The following is an 18,139-nucleotide window of genomic DNA, read 5'->3' as shown; positions in this document are numbered from 1 at the left end:
AAATGAAAACGACTGAATACGTAACGGAAATTCTCAATGAATTACACCGTTCAGCGGCTTATATTTCTAATGAAGAAGCTGATCAGCTCGCCGATCACATTCTTTCGTCCAATCAAATTTTCACTGCGGGCGCGGGGCGGTCTGGCCTGATGGCAAAATCCTTCGCGATGAGATTGATGCACATGGGCTTTAACGCTCATATTGCCGGTGAGATTCTCACTCCGCCGCTCCGCGAAGGAGATCTCGTCATTATCGGCTCAGGATCAGGCGAGACAAAGAGCTTGATCCATACAGCAGCAAAAGCAAAAAGCTTACACGGGATCGTTGCCGCTTTAACCATCAATCCGGATTCGAGCATCGGAAAACAATCGGATCTCATCGTCAAAATGCCTGGCTCTCCTAAAGACCAGTCAAACGGAAGCTATAAAACGATGCAACCAATGGGTTCATTATTTGAGCAAACATTGCTGCTTTTCTATGATGCAATAATTTTAAAACTCATGGAGAAAAAAGGACTCGATTCTGAAACCATGTTCACTTACCACGCAAACCTTGAATAGCGTCACACAGCCGGCCTGGAGATCAGGCCGGTTTTAATATCCCCTAAAATAAAACTTTAAACCCAAAAACTCGATAAGTAATATGACCTACAAACAAAGGGAGGAATTATGTTGAAAAAACAAATTAAGCTAAAGCTTGGAACTAAAATACTCGGCTTGGTCTTCGCGGTTATTCTATTGTTTTCTCTATCAGTCGGCGCCGTGATGCTTAAGGACATTACAAGCAGCATGAAAAAAATGGCCACTGAAAAAGCGAAAGGCGATCTTGCTTTAAGCAGCACGTATATTGACGACGTGATTTTAGGGAACTGGGAGTTAAAAAACGATAAGCTGTATAAAGGCGAGACACAAATAAACGGAAATGAAGAAATTGTTGATCTGCTTGGCAAAAAAACAGGTGACACCGTAACGATTTTCCAAGGAGATACTCGGGTCGCAACCAACGTAATGAAAGACGGCGAAAGAGCTGTCGGCACTCAAGCTTCTGCTGAGGTCACTGACGCTGTTTTAAAAAACGGGAAGCAATTCTACGGACAAGCAGATGTGGCAGGCTCCTCTTATCAAACAGCATATATGCCCTTAAAAGATAAGGAAGGCAACATTATCGGTATGCTGTATACAGGAGCCAATCAAAGCATTTTAGCATCGCTTACCCAATCGCTGTTCACTCAATTCGCTATCGTTCTTGCTGTAGTTATTATGATATCTGTCATCCTTGTTTTGCTTTTCACCAAAAGAGTCAACCGGAGGCTGAACGTATTAAAATACGCCTTTGAAAGCGCCGGAAACGGAGATATGACAATAGAAGTTTCAGACAAGTCCGCTGATGAGTTAGCAGAACTGAGTGTCTACTATAATAAGATGAGAATGAAGCTGAATCAGACAATCCAAACGGTACAGCAATCCGCCCTTCAGCTTGCATCAGCCTCTCAGCAGCTTTCAGCCGGAGCAGAAGAAACCAATCAAGCCTCCGAAAAGATCACAGAAGCTGTTCAGCAAATTGCAAACGGTGCCAAGCATCAAATCACACGAATCGAAAACAGTGAAAAATCACTGGAGCAAACAACAGCTGACATATGGCATATTTCTTCAAATACTGCTGCCATTGCTGAGAAAGGGCAGCTTGCGCAATCAAAAGCAGACATTGGCCAAAATGAAATTTCAAATGTTCAGGCACAAATGGATACCATTCACCATTCGATTGAAAAAAGCGGAGAGATCATTCAGCAGCTGGACGGCCGTTCTAAACAAATTGAACAAATTTTATCCGTTATCACCCAAATTGCCGATCAGACAAACCTGCTTGCTCTTAATGCAGCAATTGAAGCTGCCCGAGCCGGAGAACACGGTAAAGGCTTTGCCGCTGTTGCTGATGAAGTTCGCAAATTAGCAGAGGAATCTCAACGGTCTGTCGGACAGATTTCCACATTAATCGCTGAGATAAAAAATGATATGACTGAATCTGCGCAGTCTGTTGAACATGTGAAAACAGAAGCTGCTGAAGGTGTAAACATGATTCACCGCACCAGAGACGCATTTAAAGAAATTGCAGCAGCAACAGATGAAATCACTGCGGAAATCAGCGATTTATCAGCATCTGTTACCAACATTTCAGCAAGTACGCAAAAAATAAATGAATCCTTTGCCGCCAATACAACAGACATTAAAGAATCAACAGAGAGTACCCGGCAGGCGGCCGCTTTAACAGAAGAGCAATTTGCCGCAATGGAAGAGATTACTGCAGCCTCAGAAACGTTATCTCAATTGGCTGAAGAGCTTACGAGTATCATAAGCCAATTTAAAATGATTGATCAACCTGAAAACAGCCTATAATCTAGTAACAATATTTCAATTTGATAACATTATTTTTTTAAAAATGAATATTTCGATCTGCTAAAATTACGATTTCTGCAGTAAACCTAAGACAAAACAAAAAATTTAAATCTTTACACCCAGCCCTTTCTGCATTACTCTTGGAGCAGTTTTAAAGTTGCTGACGCGGGAGGTGATCATCACGAATGGACATTATAAAAACTTTACTTCTCGTAATAGTCGTCATAGCAGCTGCAGCTGTTGGCCTGATTAAGGGAGACTTTTTCTCAGACGATCAAAAAACGTCTCAAACAGAAGAATATGACGAAACACTGGCCTTCCCTTCTGAGCGTTATCCTGAGACAGCAAATCATATCAAGGACGCAATACGTGAGGGGCATTCAGATGTGTGCACCATAGACAGAGACGGAGCTGAGGAACGCCGCGAACAATCATTAAAAGACGTACCTTCCAAAACAGGGTATGACCGAGATGAATGGCCAATGGCCATGTGCAAAGAAGGCGGTGAAGGGGCTTCTGTAGAATATATTTCTCCCGCTGACAATCGCGGCGCAGGCTCCTGGGTCGGGCATCAGCTGACCGATTACCCTGACGGCACAAAGGTTTTATTTACGATTCAGTAAACAGTTAAAAGAGGAGGAACAGCACATTGATCAAATCATGGAAGCCGCAAGAACTGACGATTTCATATCATCAATTTACTGTATTTCAAAAGGGTTCCGCACCGCCAGTCATCGATTGGACAGATGAAGCAATTGAAAAAGGTTATGCGGAAGCGGACGAAGCCATTTCGTTTGAGGCACAGCGGAATTCAAAGGTATATATTCTTTTGCGCCTTAACAGTTCAGAAACAGTTGCATCCTATGAAAAAAAAGTGACTGTTCCTTTTCACGTCACAACAGACGGAATTGAAATTGAAAGCATCATGTCCAAGAGGCTGTCCTTTGACCTTCCTAAAGGAGACTATCAATTCACATGCTACACTGTACCAGCTGAGCTGTCAGATCTGCACGCTGACACTTATATCATTGATGCTGTTTCCGTCTAATGAAAAGCCCTGAGAGGAATACTCTCAGGGACTCTTTATACATTTTCTCCATTTGTCTTAATGACATCCTGATACCAATAAAAGCTTTTTTTCTTCAATCGTTTTAAGTCATGTTCATTCTCTTCGTCACGATTCACATAAACAAAGCCGTATCTTTTTTGATAACCGTTCAGCCAGCTTAACAGATCAGTAAAGGACCAGCTGCAATATCCAATCAAATCGACTCCATCACTAATGGCCTGTCTGCATTGCTCAAGATGCGATTGCAAATAATCAATTCTATAATCATCATGTATAGTGCCGTCTTCAACTTTATCGAATTCTCCTAAACCGTTTTCTGTAATAAACACAGGAAGCTGATAACGTGTCGTAATACGGCGAAGCCCGATACGCAATCCTACCGGATCAATCGTCCAATCCCAATTGCTCGTTGTTAGGTTCGGGTTTTTCTTAGTTTTAAATAGTCCCGGCATCCCTGTTTCCTGATTGGTCCCTTTTTGTCCCGTCGTATTCATTTTCCCTTCTGAAACACCGTCGAGCGGATTTCGTTCGTAAGTAATCGTTTGATAATAGTTGACACCTACAAAATCCGGCTTCCCTTTGGCAAGCAGCTCCATATCACCCGGTTCGACTGTCGGCGCCCATCCCTGTTTTTCTAAATAGCGGAAAGGAATTTGCGGGTAGGTTCCCCAGCAGTACATATCCAGCCACCAATTATTCATAAATTCTTCAGCATTTTCAAATGCCGTAATGTCCTCTGGATGACTGGTTAAAGGGTATGCGGGAGAATAAGCAAAGCTTGGTCCTATTTTGCCTTCGGGCACATATTTTCTGAAGGACTCAATGGCTTTCGCATTTGTCAGAAACGCAATATGATTTGCTTCGTAAAATCGTTTTCTATCCTTCACGCCAGGCGGATGCATAGCTGTTAGAAAACCGTGATTAAAATTGTAGTTTTGTTCATTTAACGTTACCCAATATTTCACTTTCTGCCCAAAGCGTTTATAAAGAGTAATGCAGTAATGATTAAAATCCTCTATGATGTTTCTCGACTCAAATCCGCCATACTCGTCCATAAGCGCCTGAGGCAAATCCCAGTGATATAAAGTCAAAACCGGTTCTATGTTATGAGAAAGCAATTCATCAATCAGGTTATCGTAAAATGCCAGACCGGCTTTATTGATTTCTCCTTTTCCTTTTGGAAAAATACGCGGCCAGCTGACAGAGAATCGATATGCCTTCAGCCCCATCTCAGCCATCAGAGCGACATCTTCCTTATAACGGTGATAATGGTCAACTGCAACATCACCATTGGTGCCCTTAAACGTTTTGCCGGGGATTTTCGTAAACACGTCCCATACAGAAGGGCCTTTGCCATCTTCGTTCCAAGCTCCTTCAACCTGGTAAGCTGCTGAAGCCGAGCCCCATAAAAAATGTTTCGGAAAAGATTCTGGATGTTGATGGATCATTGTGTTAATCACTCCTGAAATATTTGATAAGCCTATCATAGGCTATGAAACGCGTTTCATAGCAACACGATGTTAATCCCGGAACAGCTCAGCTAATATTTTCTCTCTTTGTTCAAGAAAATATCTGGTTAACTGGACGTGTTCAGTGCTTTCGTATTCTGTATGATGAATACTGCCCCCGTCAAAGCTGAAAATGTCAGCATTCGGATACCCCAGCAAAATTGGAGAGTGAGTGGCAATGATGAACTGTACATTTCCGCCTTTCACTAAATCGTGTATAACTCTCAAAAAAGCTAACTGCCGTGAGGGAGAAAGAGCAGCTTCAGGCTCATCTAAAAGATAAATGGCTTTTCCTTTAAAACGATGTTGAAACAGCGACATAAAAGACTCACCATGCGATTGCTTGTGCAGCGGCCTTCCGCCATAGGAGAGATATGGCTGCGGAGCATCTCGTTCCACTTCATCAAGATGAAGAGAAAGCTGATAAAACGATTCTGCTCTTAAGAAAAAACCATTTGTGATCTTCGGAAGCCATGATAACCGTATGTAATCTCCCAAATGAGAGTCTGACTCCTGCAATTCATAGATATTATTACGGCTGCCGCCCGCTGTATTAAATTCACACTTATCAGCAATTGCTTCAAGCAACGTTGATTTCCCCGAGCCATTTTCACCGACAAAAAAAGTCACTTCTCTGGTAAATGAAATGTCGTGTAATTGACTTACAGCAGGGATAGTGAATGGGTATCTGTTAAAGGACGGGATCTTATCTCTTAGGAGTGTTACTCTTTTTAAAAACATAGCTTCTCCTCTCGTGTTAAATGAATATATTAAAAAAAATCTTTTGCAGTAGCAAAAAAGCCATCCATCCTAAGATTCCAAAGCATAGCGCTAACCAGAATGGTACATTAGCTTTCAATAAAATCACCATTATCGCGAGCAAACAAACCGTAGCAGGTAGTCCCTTGAGCACACCAGACGCAAATTGACTTAATTGTGCTGTATTTTCGCCCTGCATTTTCATCCAGAAAAGGCTTAACAAGCTGACCAAGGGCAACGCTGCAATAATCCCTCCATAGGTTGGATGTCTTTTTGATATTTCAGTAACGAATCCAATAATCAGTGCTGAGATGATTACTTTACTGATTACCGCCATTGTTTAGCTTCCTTGCTTAAAATTTTAAATGCTTGTTGAATCAATTCCTTTTCCGATGAGCTTATTCGTTCAATTATTTCTTTTAATTTCTCTTTGTCCAGCTGTGTATGCTGTTCAAGAACAGAGCGCCCTTCCTTTGTTAAAACTACCAGTACCTTTCGTTCATCTTGCTGACTTCGACGTTTAGCTGCCAATCCCTTTTGAATCAACCGTTTAGTATGTTCAGATGCTGTATTATGAGAGACAGACAAATACTCTGCTAAAGCTCCTATTGTTGCCTCACCTTGCTTTTCAATATGCTGCATGAGTCGTATCGCCTGATGAGAAATGTTATCTTTTTGCTTGTAGTGTAATGAATAGTAGATATCGGTCCACTGCTGATTTAGTTTATTTATGAAATCCAGTTCCATTTTTCACACCTCTCTTTATATCTTATAATACGATATATTCTTTTTTAACGATACAACTTTATAAAAAACTTCAATATCATATTGGATAATAACTTTAATCAAAAAAGCACCCAACCTCAATTGGATGCTTACAGCCTAATGTCTCTTTTCAAATTTATGCGGATGAGGATGAGGCTTCGGAACAAAGCCATTTTGTTTCATCATTTCAAAGTGTTTGACCATGTGATTTTTGATATGATCTCCTCTTTCTTTAGGCAGAACGCCGTATTCTACATACTTTGAGATGACATCCTTGCGTTTTTTTAATATGTCTGCTTCCAGCTGTTCAATTTCTTTCTTTTGCTGTTCAGTCAGTGTAACGTTTGCAGGCGGCTGCTGATTCTGTTTTTCCGCTGCTTCAGCTGTGCCAGTTAAAGAAATAACAGCCGCGGCAATGAGCATTCCGATGATATTGACTTTCAGTTTTTTCACCCAGTTTATTCCTCCTATCTTTTTTTCATATATTTTGCTTCATTCTGTTTTTTATGCATACAAAATAGAAAGAGCGAACCATTATTCGCTCTTTCTGATCTGTTCGTCCGTATATAGTTCTTCTTCTCCCGGTGATGCGTAAGTAACGTATGTTCCTGCGATAAAATCATGCAGCGTCCGTTTGTCTTCTCTCAGCCCGATCATAAACAGGCTGACAATTAAGCCAAGCCCGAAGGTTATGCCGTAAACCAGTCCGGCAATGATGACTCGCATAATCATGGTTACCAGGCCGACCTGTGACCCGTCTTTTTTTACGATTCTGATTCCGCAAATCCTTTTTCCGATGAGATAGCCTTGCCAAAATACCGGCAGCAAAATAGAGTACAGCAAAACGACCAGGCTGATGATCATGCTTTCGTTCGGGTCTTTTCCTGTGATCAGCCAATAGATCAGCAAAAGGGGCACCGAGACAATAATGTAATCCAGTAATGAAGCTCCTAGTCTGATCCAAAATCCGGCTGGTTTGTAGATGTTCATGTAACTCCCCCATTATGGTTTCAATATGACTTTGATGTTGCCGTCTTCTTTCTTATCGAATATATCATATGCTCTAGGGGCATCAGCAAGACTTAATTTGTGCGTAATGATATCAGTAGGATCAATTTCTTGCTGCTCAACCATTTGATACAGCATCGGCATCAGATGAATGACGGGCGCCTGTCCCATTTTGACAGATACATTGCGGGTGAAGAAATCGCCGAGCGGAAAACCGTCCGCTTGAGAAATATATGCCCCTGTCAGCTGAACTGTGCCGAACTTTCTGACTGCTTCAGACGCGGTGAGAATCGGGCTGATGGTTCCGAGTTGGTTCGGCTTTTCAGACGCTTTTTCTTTCGACAGCGGGGTCCCGTCCATTCCGACACAATCAATAACGACATCCGCTCCGCCGTCCGTTTCATCATAAAGAAGCTTCCCGATCTCATCATGTTCTGTAAAGTTGAACGTTTCCACGCTGTTTGTCCGTTTTGCATGCTCCAGGCGATGAGGAACTTGATCCACGGAGATGACGCGTTTCGCTCCCTTCATCCAAGCGAATTTTTGCGCCATTAATCCAATCGGCCCCGCTCCCAGAATCAAGACGGTATCGCCTTTTTTCACTCCGCTGTGCTCCACGCTCCAATATGCTGTCGGCATCACGTCGGATAGAAACAAGACCTGTTCATCCTTAAGCTCACTGTCGGCAGGAACTTTGAAGGATGAAAAATCAGCAAACGGCACCCGCAAGTATTCAGCCTGTCCTCCGGGAAAATTGCCGTTATCTTTAGAGAAACCAAATAAACCGCCGGCATCGGTATGCGGGTTTGGATTTGATTCATCGCACTGGCTCTCCATTTGATGCTTGCAATAAAAGCATTCGCCGCACCCAATGTTAAACGGAATCACGACACGATCGCCTTTTTTTAGTGATTGAACCTCGCTTCCGGTCTCTTCAACTATTCCCATCGGTTCATGTCCGATAATATAATCCGGCGCAGCCGGAATCCCGTTTTTATACAAATGAAGATCAGAGCCGCAAATACCTGTTGCCGTAATGCGGATAATAGCATCTCTCGCATCCTGAATCCGGGGAGCTTCAACCTCTTTCACTTCCACATGCTCTTTCCCTTGGTATGTCAGTGCTTTCATCCTTGGCCAACTCCTTTTTTATGACTCCTTCCCTTCCCGGCTGCTTTTAAACTCGCAGCTTCATTTGTATACACAATTCGAACTTTTTGAAAACGCCATCAACATATTGCAACCCCTTATGTTCAATGCTATCTTTTTAGTTGATTAACAGATTGGGGGAAACATAGGTGAAATCATTCAAGCAATCCAAAGCCGTTATATTCAGTTTCACAATGGCTTTCTTTCTTATATTGGCAGCCTGTTCCGGCAAAAATGAAGCCGATTCCAAGGATACAGGCTGGGAGCAGATCAAAGAAAAAGGAAAAATCGTCGTTGCTACGTCCGGCACACTTTATCCTACGTCCTATCATGATACCGATTCAGGCAAGGATCAACTAACAGGCTATGAGGTTGAAGTTGTTCGAGAAGCGGCTAAACGTCTCGGACTCAAAGTCGAGTTCAAGGAAATGGGCATCGACGGGATGCTGACAGCGGTGAACAGCGGCCAGGTTGACGCTGCCGCCAATGATATAGATGTGACAAAGGACCGCGAGAAGAAGTTCACGTTTTCTTCTCCTTATAAATATTCATATGGCACAGCAATTGTCCGAAAAGATGATTTATCAGGGATTAAAACACTGAGAGATTTAAAAGGGAAAAAAGCGGCTGGCGCAGCGACAACTGTCTATATGGACGTTGCCAGAAAATACGGCGCACAAGAAGTCATTTATGATAACGCGACAAACGAGCAGTATTTAAAAGATGTTGCCAACGGCCGCACTGATGTCATCTTAAACGACTATTACCTGCAGACACTGGCACTCGCGGCATTCCCGGATCTTAACATAACGATCCATCCTGACATCAAGTACATGCCGAATGAACAGGCGCTTGTCATGAAAAAAAGCAATACTGAGCTTCAGAAACAAATGAACGAGACGCTGAAAAAGATGAGCAAGGACGGCACTTTGACAAAGCTGTCGAAACAATTCTTTAATAAAGCGGATGTATCAAAGAAACTGGATGTCGACGTTCAAGACGTTGACCTGTAATCAGACGCCATGATGTACAGCATTCAGTGGGAATATATTTTCAACACACAGCTGGCGATTGAATCGTTTCCTTATGTCATAAAGGGTATAGGGTACACGTTGCTTATTTCTTTTGTCAGCATGTTTGCGGGAACGGTAATCGGGCTGTTTATATCGCTCGCCAGAATGTCTAAGATTGCCCTGCTGAGATGGCCGGCGCGTCTCTACATTTCTTTTATGCGCGGCGTTCCGATTTTGGTGATCCTGTTTATCCTTTATTTTGGATTCCCTTATATCGGCATTGAATTTTCTGCCGTTACGGCCGCCTTGATCGGCTTTAGCCTCAACAGCGCCGCTTATATTGCGGAAATTAACCGTTCAGCCATTTCATCCGTTGAAAAAGGACAGTGGGAAGCTGCATCCTCGCTCGGTCTTTCATATTGGCAGACGATGAGGGGGATCATTTTGCCCCAATCGATCCGCATTGCGCTGCCTCCGCTCGCCAATGTTTTGCTCGATTTGATCAAGGCATCCTCGCTCGCCGCGATGATTACAGTGCCGGAATTGCTCCAGCATGCGAAAATTATCGGGGGCCGAGAGTTTGATTACATGACCATGTATATTCTGACCGCACTCATTTATTGGGCCATCTGCTCCGTTGCGGCGGCATTTCAGAATATCCTTGAGAAGAAATACGCGCATTATCTTTAAACAAACGTTTCATTAAAAAAAGCCGCTCCGCAGGAGACGGCTTTTTCCTATTGATTCAGCTTCCATTTAAATGGATCTTCAAACAGCGACCAATCGGAATCAAACTCATATTCAGTCAGCAAACATTGATCCAGCTCCTTCGTAATAGCGTCTTCATCCAAGTCTGTTCCGATAAACACCAGCTGCGTCAGACGATCGCCGAATTCCGGGTCCCAATCCTCTAATATTTCCGGCTCCTGCTGTTTGATTTGCTCCTGCTCAAGCTTCGGCATCGCCGCCACCCAATAGGATACCGGCTCAATGGTTACGGACGGGCCGGCTTGGGACATCAGAAGAGCGAGGCTGTTATGCGATGCGCACCAGACGATACCTTTGGCGCGGACAACATTTTTAGGCATTTGATCCATCCATTGATAAAAGCGCGTTGAGTGAAACGGCAGCCGTCTTTTATAAACAAATGAAGAAATGCCGTATTCCTCGGTTTCCGGGGTATGGGCTGCATGTCCTGCCGTCAGCTCTCTTATCCAGCCGGCAGATCCGCTCGCTTCCTCGAAGTTAAATAGCCCCGTATGTAAAATCTCCTGCGGCTTGACGTTCCCTTTGACAGCACGAATGAATGTAGCCCTTGGCTGCAGGGTGCGAAGGACTTTCTCAAGCTGTTCAAGCTCTTGCTCGCTGACTAAATCACATTTATTTAAGATCAGAACATCGCAAAACTCAATTTGATCGATTAACAGGTCGGCAATTTCTCTTTCGTCTTCTTCCCCAAGTGCTTCTTTGCGGTCCAGAAGGCTGTCACCCGACTGATAGTCATGCCAAAAACGGTTCGCATCGACCACTGTCACCATCGTATCTAACTCACAAAACTTAGTGAGATCGATTCCCAGCTCTTCGTCAATATAAGAAAATGTCTGGGCCACAGGGATCGGTTCGCTGATTCCCGTCGATTCGATGACGATATAATCAAACCGTCCGTCTTTTGCCAGCTTCTCCACTTCGACTAACAAATCCTCGCGAAGTGTGCAGCAAATGCAGCCGTTTGACATTTCCACTAGCTTTTCATCTGTTCTGGAAAGCCCGCCTTCCTGCTTGACCAGCCCTGCGTCAATGTTTACCTCGCTCATGTCATTTACAATCACGGCTATTTTTAAGCCATCGCGATTTTGCAAAATGCTGTTGAGCAGTGTTGTTTTTCCCGCGCCAAGATAGCCGCTTAGTACAGTAACCGGAATTTTTTTCATTGTGATCATATCCTCTCAAAATAGAATAATTACGATTTAAATGACGTATGTGTAATAGTGATTGCCGCTTTTCGCGCCCCGGAAATATTTCTCGCTGTCGGCCCGATTTCAAGTTCCGCAAAGGCACCCATCACGTATAACCCGTTCCCCCATTGCAAATCCTTGCCGACAATCGGAAAGCCGCAGCCGGCAAAAGGCAATTGCTCTGCTTGCGCTGCTTTTTGAACCCCTCGAATCGGCTGATGTCAGAGGCAAAGCCTGTTGCCAGCGCGATATGTTCGAATGTGTATGACGATTCATTTTTCTTCAGCTGTATGTGCAGCCGGCCGTCAGCTGTTTTTTGACATGACATCACTTCATCCTGAATGACCTTTATCCTGCCCTCTTCTCTATAAACAGCAAGCTTTCTTGAGATGTCCTTCGGGAAGGAGCCGCGATGTCTGACGTTTGTGATCCATTGCCTTCTCTTTTGGCAGTCTGGCGTTTTGCTGAATCTTTTCATATACTTCGGGCCAAGCCAGCCCGGATCACTGTCAAAATCATAGGTGCGGAATGGATGCCTCGCGAACATCGTCACGTCGTGCCCGTCATCTGAGAGCTTGATGGCGTAATGAGCCGCCGTGATCCCTCCGCCCACAACCGCCGCTTTAACGTCTTCCTGTCTTAACCCTTGCATCCCTGTCAAACACATGATAAATGCCGTCATTCTGAAATGGCTGTGCCCACTCCGGCCAGCAAGGCTGTTGTGAAAAACTCATGGCTAGTACAACTCTTTCGCCTTTGATTGTTTCGGAGGCATCTGTCCTCACTTCCCACAATCCGTTTTTTCTTCTCAAGTCTGTCACCATGCCTGTCTTCCACGCCTGATCAATATGTATCTCATCCAATACAGTTTCACAATGCTGATTAAAAAGCGATAAAGAGGGGCGCTTATACCTCACGAAGAATATTGCAGGCTGAACGGCTCGGTATCCATGTGATGGACCGATGGAGAGCGTAAATCATTCATCCGAATGCGGGCCGTATTTCGCTTCCAGCAGTCAAGGGGCTATTAGGATCAATGACCGCAAGATCCTGGATAGGCACCTTTCCGCTCTTCACCAGATGCACAGCCAAGGTCGACCCTTGAATTCCGCCGCCGATGATAAGCCATTTAACAAAACGTAATTATTACGATTTAAATCGTATGTTCTTTTTTCCTTTTTGTCAACTGCTTTCTATTCAGCTGATCACAACTTTTGTGTGTTCAGGTATGTTTTCGTATATCCATTTCGCATCTGGAATGGATAGTCTGATACAGCCATGGGATGCTTTTGCCCCTAATTTTTTTGCTTCCTTTTCAATGACTTTTTTGTCCTTTGTCATGGGTACGCTGTGAAAAAGAAATTTTCCATGGTTTTTCCATGAGACCCAGTATTCCGCCCCTTCCTGATATCCTTCAGAGAAAAACCACTCTCCCCGTTCAGGCTCGATATGAAATGTGCCTTTCGGTGTGGAATCATCATGGGTTTGATCGAGTCCTGATGAAACGACCATGGTATAGACGGTTTTGCTTCCGGCTTTGATGTAAGCCTTCTGCTGTTTCACGTCTACATCAATCCAGACATTTTTCAGCTGCTTGATATCGGGGTATTCTCCGCCGGAAGGCTTTGTCCAATCAATGCTTGTATTCTCCGCCTTTATGTGTTTGTCTGTTTTCTTCATTTGAGATCCAGCTTTCTCGTCCGCATGATAAGAGCAGGCTGACAGCAGAATTGCCGGCGCAAAAACAGCAATTAATAAGAATGACAGTTTCATAGACATTCTTCCTGTTTCGAAAACCTAAGCTTCGCATAGGCATCGTGCAGATGAATCGATTCTTCATTTCTGCATTCAATATCAAAGGCCGACACCCATTCAAGCTCATATAAGTCTGCGGCAATGAGACGGGCCATATCCTCAACAAATCTGGGGTTTTCATATGCGGTTTCCGTTACGGCCTTTTCATCCGGCCGCTTTAGCACCGGGTGCAGTCTCGCGCTGGCATTTGATTCTGCAACGTGAAGCAAATCGGCTTTCGCATCGACTGGGAGCAGTGCCGTTGGATGAATATCGGCCAAAATGCTGACCGTTCCTCTTTGATTGTGGGCGCTGTATTCACTGATTTCCTTAGAGCAAGGGCAAAGAGTCGTTACTTTCACTGAGATACCGGCCCGCTGTTTAAACGGCTGATCTTCATGATAAGTGACAGACATCAACATCTCAGCATGCATTAGCCCCGCTTTCTCAAGCCTTGGACTCTTTCTTTCGAAATACCATGGAAACCGCACTTCGACGGAAGCCGAGATTTGATCCATGGTTTCTGCAAGCTCTTTCGTAAATTGCTGAAGAGAAGAAAATGAAAGAATCCAGCCGTTTTGATGATAGCGTTGAAGCTGCTCTGTTAACCGGCTCATATTGATGCCCTTCTGATTTCGCTGCAGGCTGGCGGTCATGGTAAAATTCGCTGCTGTCGTTTGCTGAAAAGGCTTCATCGCTGAGGCAACAGTGACCGGGTGAGACACATTGGTGACACCTACTTGCTGAATACCAAAAAAATAGTCTTTTCTGGTATTCTGAAGATCCTTCATGTTCTCCTTTTCCACAGGCTTTTGTCCTTTCACAGGACTGACCGATCCAAAATATCGAAGACGCTCCGTTTTTTCCGGGAGCAGAATGTGTTGTGCCATTCAGAAAACTCCTTCCGTTTTAAATCGTAATAATTACTATTTATTCTGATCGGTTCACGAGTTAAAATCAAGAGAAAGTTGAAAACAGCAAAAAAAGACACGCTAAATCGCGTGTCTCCCATTCAAACATCAAACATCCGCCGGGCTGCTTTCCGCACTCCAGCTTTTTCTCCAGTAATATCCTGCGGCAATCACAAGCACAAACGCCAGCAATGCGATACAGGAAAACGTGATAAATCCGATGGCATATGTGCCTGTCATCTGTTTTAATGACCCTAAAATGTTTGGCAGAAAGAATCCTCCGATGCCTCCTGCTGCGCCGACGATACCCGTCACCATTCCAATTTCTTTCCGGAAGCGCTGCGGGACGAGCTGAAACACTGCTCCGTTGCCCATTCCGAGTCCCATCATTCCGACAAATAAAAGGATGATAACCATTGAAAGAGACGGCAGACTGCTGACTCCGGCCATGCAAAGAGCCACGATGACAAACAGAACAGAAAGAACCTTCGTGCCCCCGACTCGATCGGAAATCCAGCCCCCTACAGGCCGGAAAAAACTGCCCGCTGCTACACATAATGTGACGAAATCTCCCGCGTGAATTTTTGACAGCTGGTATTGATCAACGAAGAATATCGCCAAAAAGCTGGACAGCCCGACAAATCCTCCAAAAGTGACGCTGTACAGCAGACAGAAAAACCACGTTTCCTTCTGTCCGAACACCTGCAAGTAGTTTTTGAGCGGCTGCGGCGCCGGTTGTTCAGGAGAATTCTTCGCCATGAAAACAAATAGAATAAAGACGATGATCAGAGGAAGAAGCGCAATTCCCATCACGCTGTGCCAGCCGAACTGCTCTGCAAGCCGGGGGCCAAACAGTGTCGCAAACAAGGTGCCGCTGTTACCCGCTCCCGCTATTCCCATCGCCAGTCCCTGCAAATGAGGCGGATACCACCGGCTTGCCATAGGAAGCGCAACAGCAAAGCTCGCGCCGGCCACGCCAAGCAGAATGCCGATCCCGTAAAGCTCAGTCAGCGTACGGCCGCCAAAAGTTCCCCAAAGCAGCGGGATCATCGTCACCAGCATTCCGGTCACAGCTGTTTTTTTCGGCCCGATTCTGTCCGTTAATACGCCTAATATGATCCGAAACACAGATCCCGATAAAATCGGCACAGCCACGATAAGCCCTTTTTCAAAGGGAGACAGGCCAAAATCTTGAGAAATATAAACACCAAGCGCCCCAAGCATAACCCATATCATAAAACTTACATCAAAGTATAAAAACGAGCAGAGCAAAGTGGACGGGTGACCGCTTGTTTTCAGTTCCGACAGCTTCATAACATTCCCCTTTCTTGACCCTATAAAAATTTCAATTTTCTGAATCAAGAATATATGACCTTATTTTTTCGGAAAAGACATGTGTAAGCTAATGTGACACGTTTAATGCGTTAACTGAGCATTGTGCCATAATTTTTGATAGGAGAAAAACTTACAGGCTGAGGCAAAGGAGGTCTGGCAAATGAAGAAACAAAGATTAATTGTAGCAGGGAACGGAATGGCCGGAATTCGCTGTATTGAAGAAATATTAAAGCTTCATCGTGACATGTTTCAGATTGTCATTTTCGGCAGCGAACCGCATCCCAACTATAATCGCATTCTCTTATCCTCCGTTTTACAGGGGGAGGCATCGCTCAATGACATTGTGCTGAACAGCAGTGAATGGTACGCCAAGCAAGACATAACACTTTACACAGGAGAAACAGTCGTTCAAATCAACACAGACTTGCAGCAAGTCATCACAGATCAAAAACGCAGCCTGTCCTACGACAAATTGATTCTGGCAACAGGCTCCTCCCCTCATATTCTCCCCATACCCGGGACAGACAAAGAAGGTGTTTACGGCTTTCGGACAATAGAAGACTGCCAAGCTTTTATCAGCATGGCGGAACGTTATCAAAAAGCAGCGGTCATCGGCGCCGGCTTATTAGGCCTTGAGGCGGCTGTCGGCCTGCGGCATCTGGGCATGGATGTCAGCGTCATTCACCACTCTCCCAGCATTATGCAAAAACAGCTCGATCAAACAGCCTCTCGTCTGCTTCAGTCTGAGCTGGAACGAAAAGGCTTAACCTTTCTTTTAGAGAAAGACACAGCATCCATTACAGGAGGCTCACGGGCAGATGGTATCCGGTTTAGCGACGGCTCTTCGATAAAAGCAGACTTGATTGTGATGGCGGCTGGTGTAAGACCCAATATCCAATTGGCTGCATCAGCAGGAATCGCGGCAAACCGCGGCTTCATCGTCAATCAATTCATGCAGACGAGCAAACCGAATGTGTATGCCGTCGGGGAATGCGCTGAGCACAACGGAATGGTATACGGATTGGTCGCGCCTCTTTATGAACAAGGAAAAGTCCTCGCACAACACATCTGCGGCGTTCCCTGTGAAGGGTATCATGGCTCTGCCCAATCTGCAGCCTTAAAAATAGCGGGAATTGATGTGTGGTCGGCAGGAAAGGTGCACGAAGACGCAGGCACGACGAGCATTAAGCTTCATGATGAACATGCCGGCTGCTACAAAAAAGTCCTCTTTGAGAACGACAAACTGGCTGGTGTGATTTTATTCGGAGACACACGTGATAAACAGAGGCTTCTCGACAGCCTGCTCAAACAAAGAGACATTTCCATTGTCAAAAAGCAGCTGATCGAACCGGATCAAAGCGGCATATCATTTGCATCCATGCCTCCCGCTGAACCCATTTGCCAATGCAACTCGGTGACAAAAGGTTTGATTGAAGAAGCGGTGCACACGAAAGGCTTAACAACGGTCGAAGAAGTGAAGCAGTGCACAAAAGCATCCGGCTCTTGCGGAGGCTGCAAGCCGCTCGTTGAAGACCTTCTGAAATACATGGCCAGCAGCGAATATACAGAACCAGCCGGCCAGCCTTCGTTTTGCGGCTGCACTGATTTGACGGAAGATGAAGTCATCGCCGAACTGCACCGATGTCATTTCCCTGATCCTGCTGAGGCAATGAATCAGCTTGGCTGGAAAACGAAAAACGGCTGCCGCGTTTGTGTTCCGGCGCTTCACTATTACATGGAATTGCTGCAGCCTGGCTATATCCAGTCTCCTGAAACATCGCCCGAGGATACATGCACCCTCATTCCGCAAATGTACGGCGGGCTGACAAATGCGAAGGAACTCAAAAACATCGCAAACATCATCGAGACATACGGCATCCCCAATGTTTCAATAACTCACGGCCAGAGGCTGAAGCTTTCCGGAATCCGTCCGAATGACCTTGCAAACATCAGAAAAGAACTGCACATGGCGGCTTTCTCTCATCAGCACCGCCGCTCGCTGCAAAGTGTCATAGCATGTACTTGCGGGGAAGATCGCTCTATTCAAAAGCTGGCAAGCCATATCGAAAGACATACTGACATGCTTTCCATGCCCGATCACATATCCATCAGCTTGTCGTGTGAAAAAGACTGCACCGCCGCAGCTATACAGGATATCGGCGCCATTCGAACACAAGAGGGCTGGGACATTTACACTGGCGGCATCCGGGGAGCGCATGCCCGTGCCGGAATGCTGTTTTGTGTGACGGATAGCGAAGAAAATACTGCCATTATGATGAAAGGCCTTCTTCAATATTATCGCGAAACGGCTCACTACGCAGAAGCGGTTCATCAGTGGATTGACCGCCTGGGCATCATTCATATCAGAGAGGTATTATTTGAACAGGATTTGCGGACGCAGCTGCTGGAAAACCTTCAAACAGACCTGTCATTGATACAAGATCAGCCTATACAGGCTGGCGCACTTAAGAAAGGATGAG

General features: G+C 45.0%; 20 protein-coding genes. 7 read left to right on the top strand and 13 right to left on the bottom strand.

What is annotated here, in order from left to right:
* The first annotated feature begins 2 nt into the window (after positions 1–2).
* The 4 genes from hxlB (at position 3) to P3L57_RS01995 (ending at position 3,441) form a co-directional block, all read left to right on the top strand.
* Positions 3–560 carry a 6-phospho-3-hexuloisomerase gene (gene hxlB, locus P3L57_RS02010; RefSeq protein WP_044161924.1) on the top strand — a complete coding sequence of 186 codons (558 nt, stop codon included), beginning with the start codon at positions 3–5 and terminating at the stop codon, positions 558–560.
* A gap of 108 nt (positions 561–668) precedes the next feature.
* Positions 669–2,393: a methyl-accepting chemotaxis protein TlpC gene (tlpC, locus tag P3L57_RS02005; protein ID WP_069487488.1), complete on the top strand. Its 1,725-nt coding sequence runs from the start codon at positions 669–671 to the stop codon at positions 2,391–2,393.
* A gap of 185 nt (positions 2,394–2,578) precedes the next feature.
* Positions 2,579–3,016, top strand: a complete 438-nt coding sequence (nucA, locus tag P3L57_RS02000; protein WP_069487487.1) for a DNA-entry nuclease — start codon at positions 2,579–2,581, stop codon at positions 3,014–3,016.
* 26 nt (positions 3,017–3,042) lie between these two features.
* Complete coding sequence (locus tag P3L57_RS01995) at positions 3,043–3,441, top strand: competence protein ComJ (protein ID WP_024120177.1); 399 nt, start codon at positions 3,043–3,045, stop codon at positions 3,439–3,441.
* 35 nt (positions 3,442–3,476) lie between these two features.
* Here the strand turns inward: P3L57_RS01995 and P3L57_RS01990 are convergent, their stop codons facing one another.
* The 7 genes from P3L57_RS01990 to P3L57_RS01960 all read right to left on the bottom strand — a co-directional run bounded on the left by P3L57_RS01990 (position 3,477) and on the right by P3L57_RS01960 (position 8,633).
* Positions 3,477–4,910 carry a glycoside hydrolase family 1 protein gene (locus P3L57_RS01990; protein ID WP_059291981.1) on the bottom strand — a complete coding sequence of 478 codons (1,434 nt, stop codon included), beginning with the start codon at positions 4,908–4,910 and terminating at the stop codon, positions 3,477–3,479.
* 72 nt (positions 4,911–4,982) lie between these two features.
* Positions 4,983–5,711, bottom strand: coding sequence for an AAA family ATPase (locus tag P3L57_RS01985; protein ID WP_069487486.1), 729 nt, complete (start codon positions 5,709–5,711; stop codon positions 4,983–4,985).
* 16 nt (positions 5,712–5,727) lie between these two features.
* Positions 5,728–6,066, bottom strand: coding sequence for a DUF3147 family protein (locus P3L57_RS01980; protein ID WP_069487485.1), 339 nt, complete (start codon positions 6,064–6,066; stop codon positions 5,728–5,730).
* Positions 6,057–6,476 (bottom strand): MarR family winged helix-turn-helix transcriptional regulator, encoded by a 420-nt coding sequence (locus P3L57_RS01975; protein WP_069487484.1) that lies wholly within the window; start codon positions 6,474–6,476, stop codon positions 6,057–6,059. The genes P3L57_RS01980 and P3L57_RS01975 overlap by 10 nt, the downstream gene beginning before the upstream one ends.
* A 135-nt stretch (positions 6,477–6,611) precedes the next feature.
* Positions 6,612–6,917: a YckD family protein gene (locus tag P3L57_RS01970; RefSeq protein WP_233403648.1), complete on the bottom strand. Its 306-nt coding sequence runs from the start codon at positions 6,915–6,917 to the stop codon at positions 6,612–6,614.
* Between the two features lie 111 nt (positions 6,918–7,028).
* Positions 7,029–7,484 carry an RDD family protein gene (locus tag P3L57_RS01965; protein WP_059291986.1) on the bottom strand — a complete coding sequence of 152 codons (456 nt, stop codon included), beginning with the start codon at positions 7,482–7,484 and terminating at the stop codon, positions 7,029–7,031.
* A gap of 12 nt (positions 7,485–7,496) precedes the next feature.
* Entirely contained in the window at positions 7,497–8,633 is a 1,137-nt protein-coding gene (locus tag P3L57_RS01960) for a zinc-dependent alcohol dehydrogenase (RefSeq protein ID WP_069487483.1), read from the bottom strand.
* Positions 8,634–8,800: 167 nt separating this feature from the next.
* Here P3L57_RS01960 and P3L57_RS01955 point away from each other — a divergent pair, with 167 nt between their 5' ends.
* Both P3L57_RS01955 and P3L57_RS01950 read left to right on the top strand, forming a co-directional pair.
* On the top strand, positions 8,801–9,664 hold the full coding sequence (locus tag P3L57_RS01955; protein WP_083244551.1) for a transporter substrate-binding domain-containing protein: 864 nt from the start codon (positions 8,801–8,803) through the stop codon (positions 9,662–9,664).
* A gap of 9 nt (positions 9,665–9,673) precedes the next feature.
* The gene (locus P3L57_RS01950; protein WP_026014657.1) at positions 9,674–10,354 is read left to right on the top strand and encodes an amino acid ABC transporter permease; all 681 of its coding nucleotides are present in this window, start codon (positions 9,674–9,676) and stop codon (positions 10,352–10,354) included.
* Positions 10,355–10,401: 47 nt separating this feature from the next.
* Here the strand turns inward: P3L57_RS01950 and zinU are convergent, their stop codons facing one another.
* From zinU to P3L57_RS01920, 6 genes are all read right to left on the bottom strand, one after another.
* Positions 10,402–11,595, bottom strand: coding sequence for a zinc metallochaperone ZinU (gene zinU, locus P3L57_RS01945; RefSeq protein ID WP_059291989.1), 1,194 nt, complete (start codon positions 11,593–11,595; stop codon positions 10,402–10,404).
* 130 nt (positions 11,596–11,725) lie between these two features.
* Entirely contained in the window at positions 11,726–12,271 is a 546-nt protein-coding gene (locus tag P3L57_RS01940) for an FAD-dependent oxidoreductase (RefSeq protein WP_277617492.1), read from the bottom strand.
* Entirely contained in the window at positions 12,243–12,482 is a 240-nt protein-coding gene (locus P3L57_RS01935) for a hypothetical protein (RefSeq protein ID WP_277617491.1), read from the bottom strand. Before P3L57_RS01935 ends, P3L57_RS01940 begins: the two co-directional genes overlap by 29 nt.
* Before the next feature lie 334 nt (positions 12,483–12,816).
* Positions 12,817–13,392: a L,D-transpeptidase gene (locus P3L57_RS01930; protein WP_069487482.1), complete on the bottom strand. Its 576-nt coding sequence runs from the start codon at positions 13,390–13,392 to the stop codon at positions 12,817–12,819.
* Positions 13,389–14,303, bottom strand: coding sequence for a GTP cyclohydrolase FolE2 (gene folE2, locus P3L57_RS01925; protein ID WP_069487481.1), 915 nt, complete (start codon positions 14,301–14,303; stop codon positions 13,389–13,391). Before folE2 ends, P3L57_RS01930 begins: the two co-directional genes overlap by 4 nt.
* A 129-nt stretch (positions 14,304–14,432) precedes the next feature.
* Positions 14,433–15,638: an MFS transporter gene (locus tag P3L57_RS01920; protein ID WP_044161947.1), complete on the bottom strand. Its 1,206-nt coding sequence runs from the start codon at positions 15,636–15,638 to the stop codon at positions 14,433–14,435.
* A gap of 181 nt (positions 15,639–15,819) precedes the next feature.
* Here P3L57_RS01920 and nirB point away from each other — a divergent pair, with 181 nt between their 5' ends.
* Positions 15,820–18,138 (top strand): nitrite reductase large subunit NirB, encoded by a 2,319-nt coding sequence (nirB, locus tag P3L57_RS01915; protein WP_059291991.1) that lies wholly within the window; start codon positions 15,820–15,822, stop codon positions 18,136–18,138.
* The last annotated feature ends 1 nt before the right edge of the window (position 18,139 follow it).

The organism is Bacillus sp. B28 (assembly GCF_029536185.1).
Classification (GTDB): domain Bacteria; phylum Bacillota; class Bacilli; order Bacillales; family Bacillaceae; genus Bacillus; species Bacillus halotolerans.
Note: the sequence above shows the minus strand (reverse complement) of the source record. Positions and strands in the feature narration are given on the sequence as shown.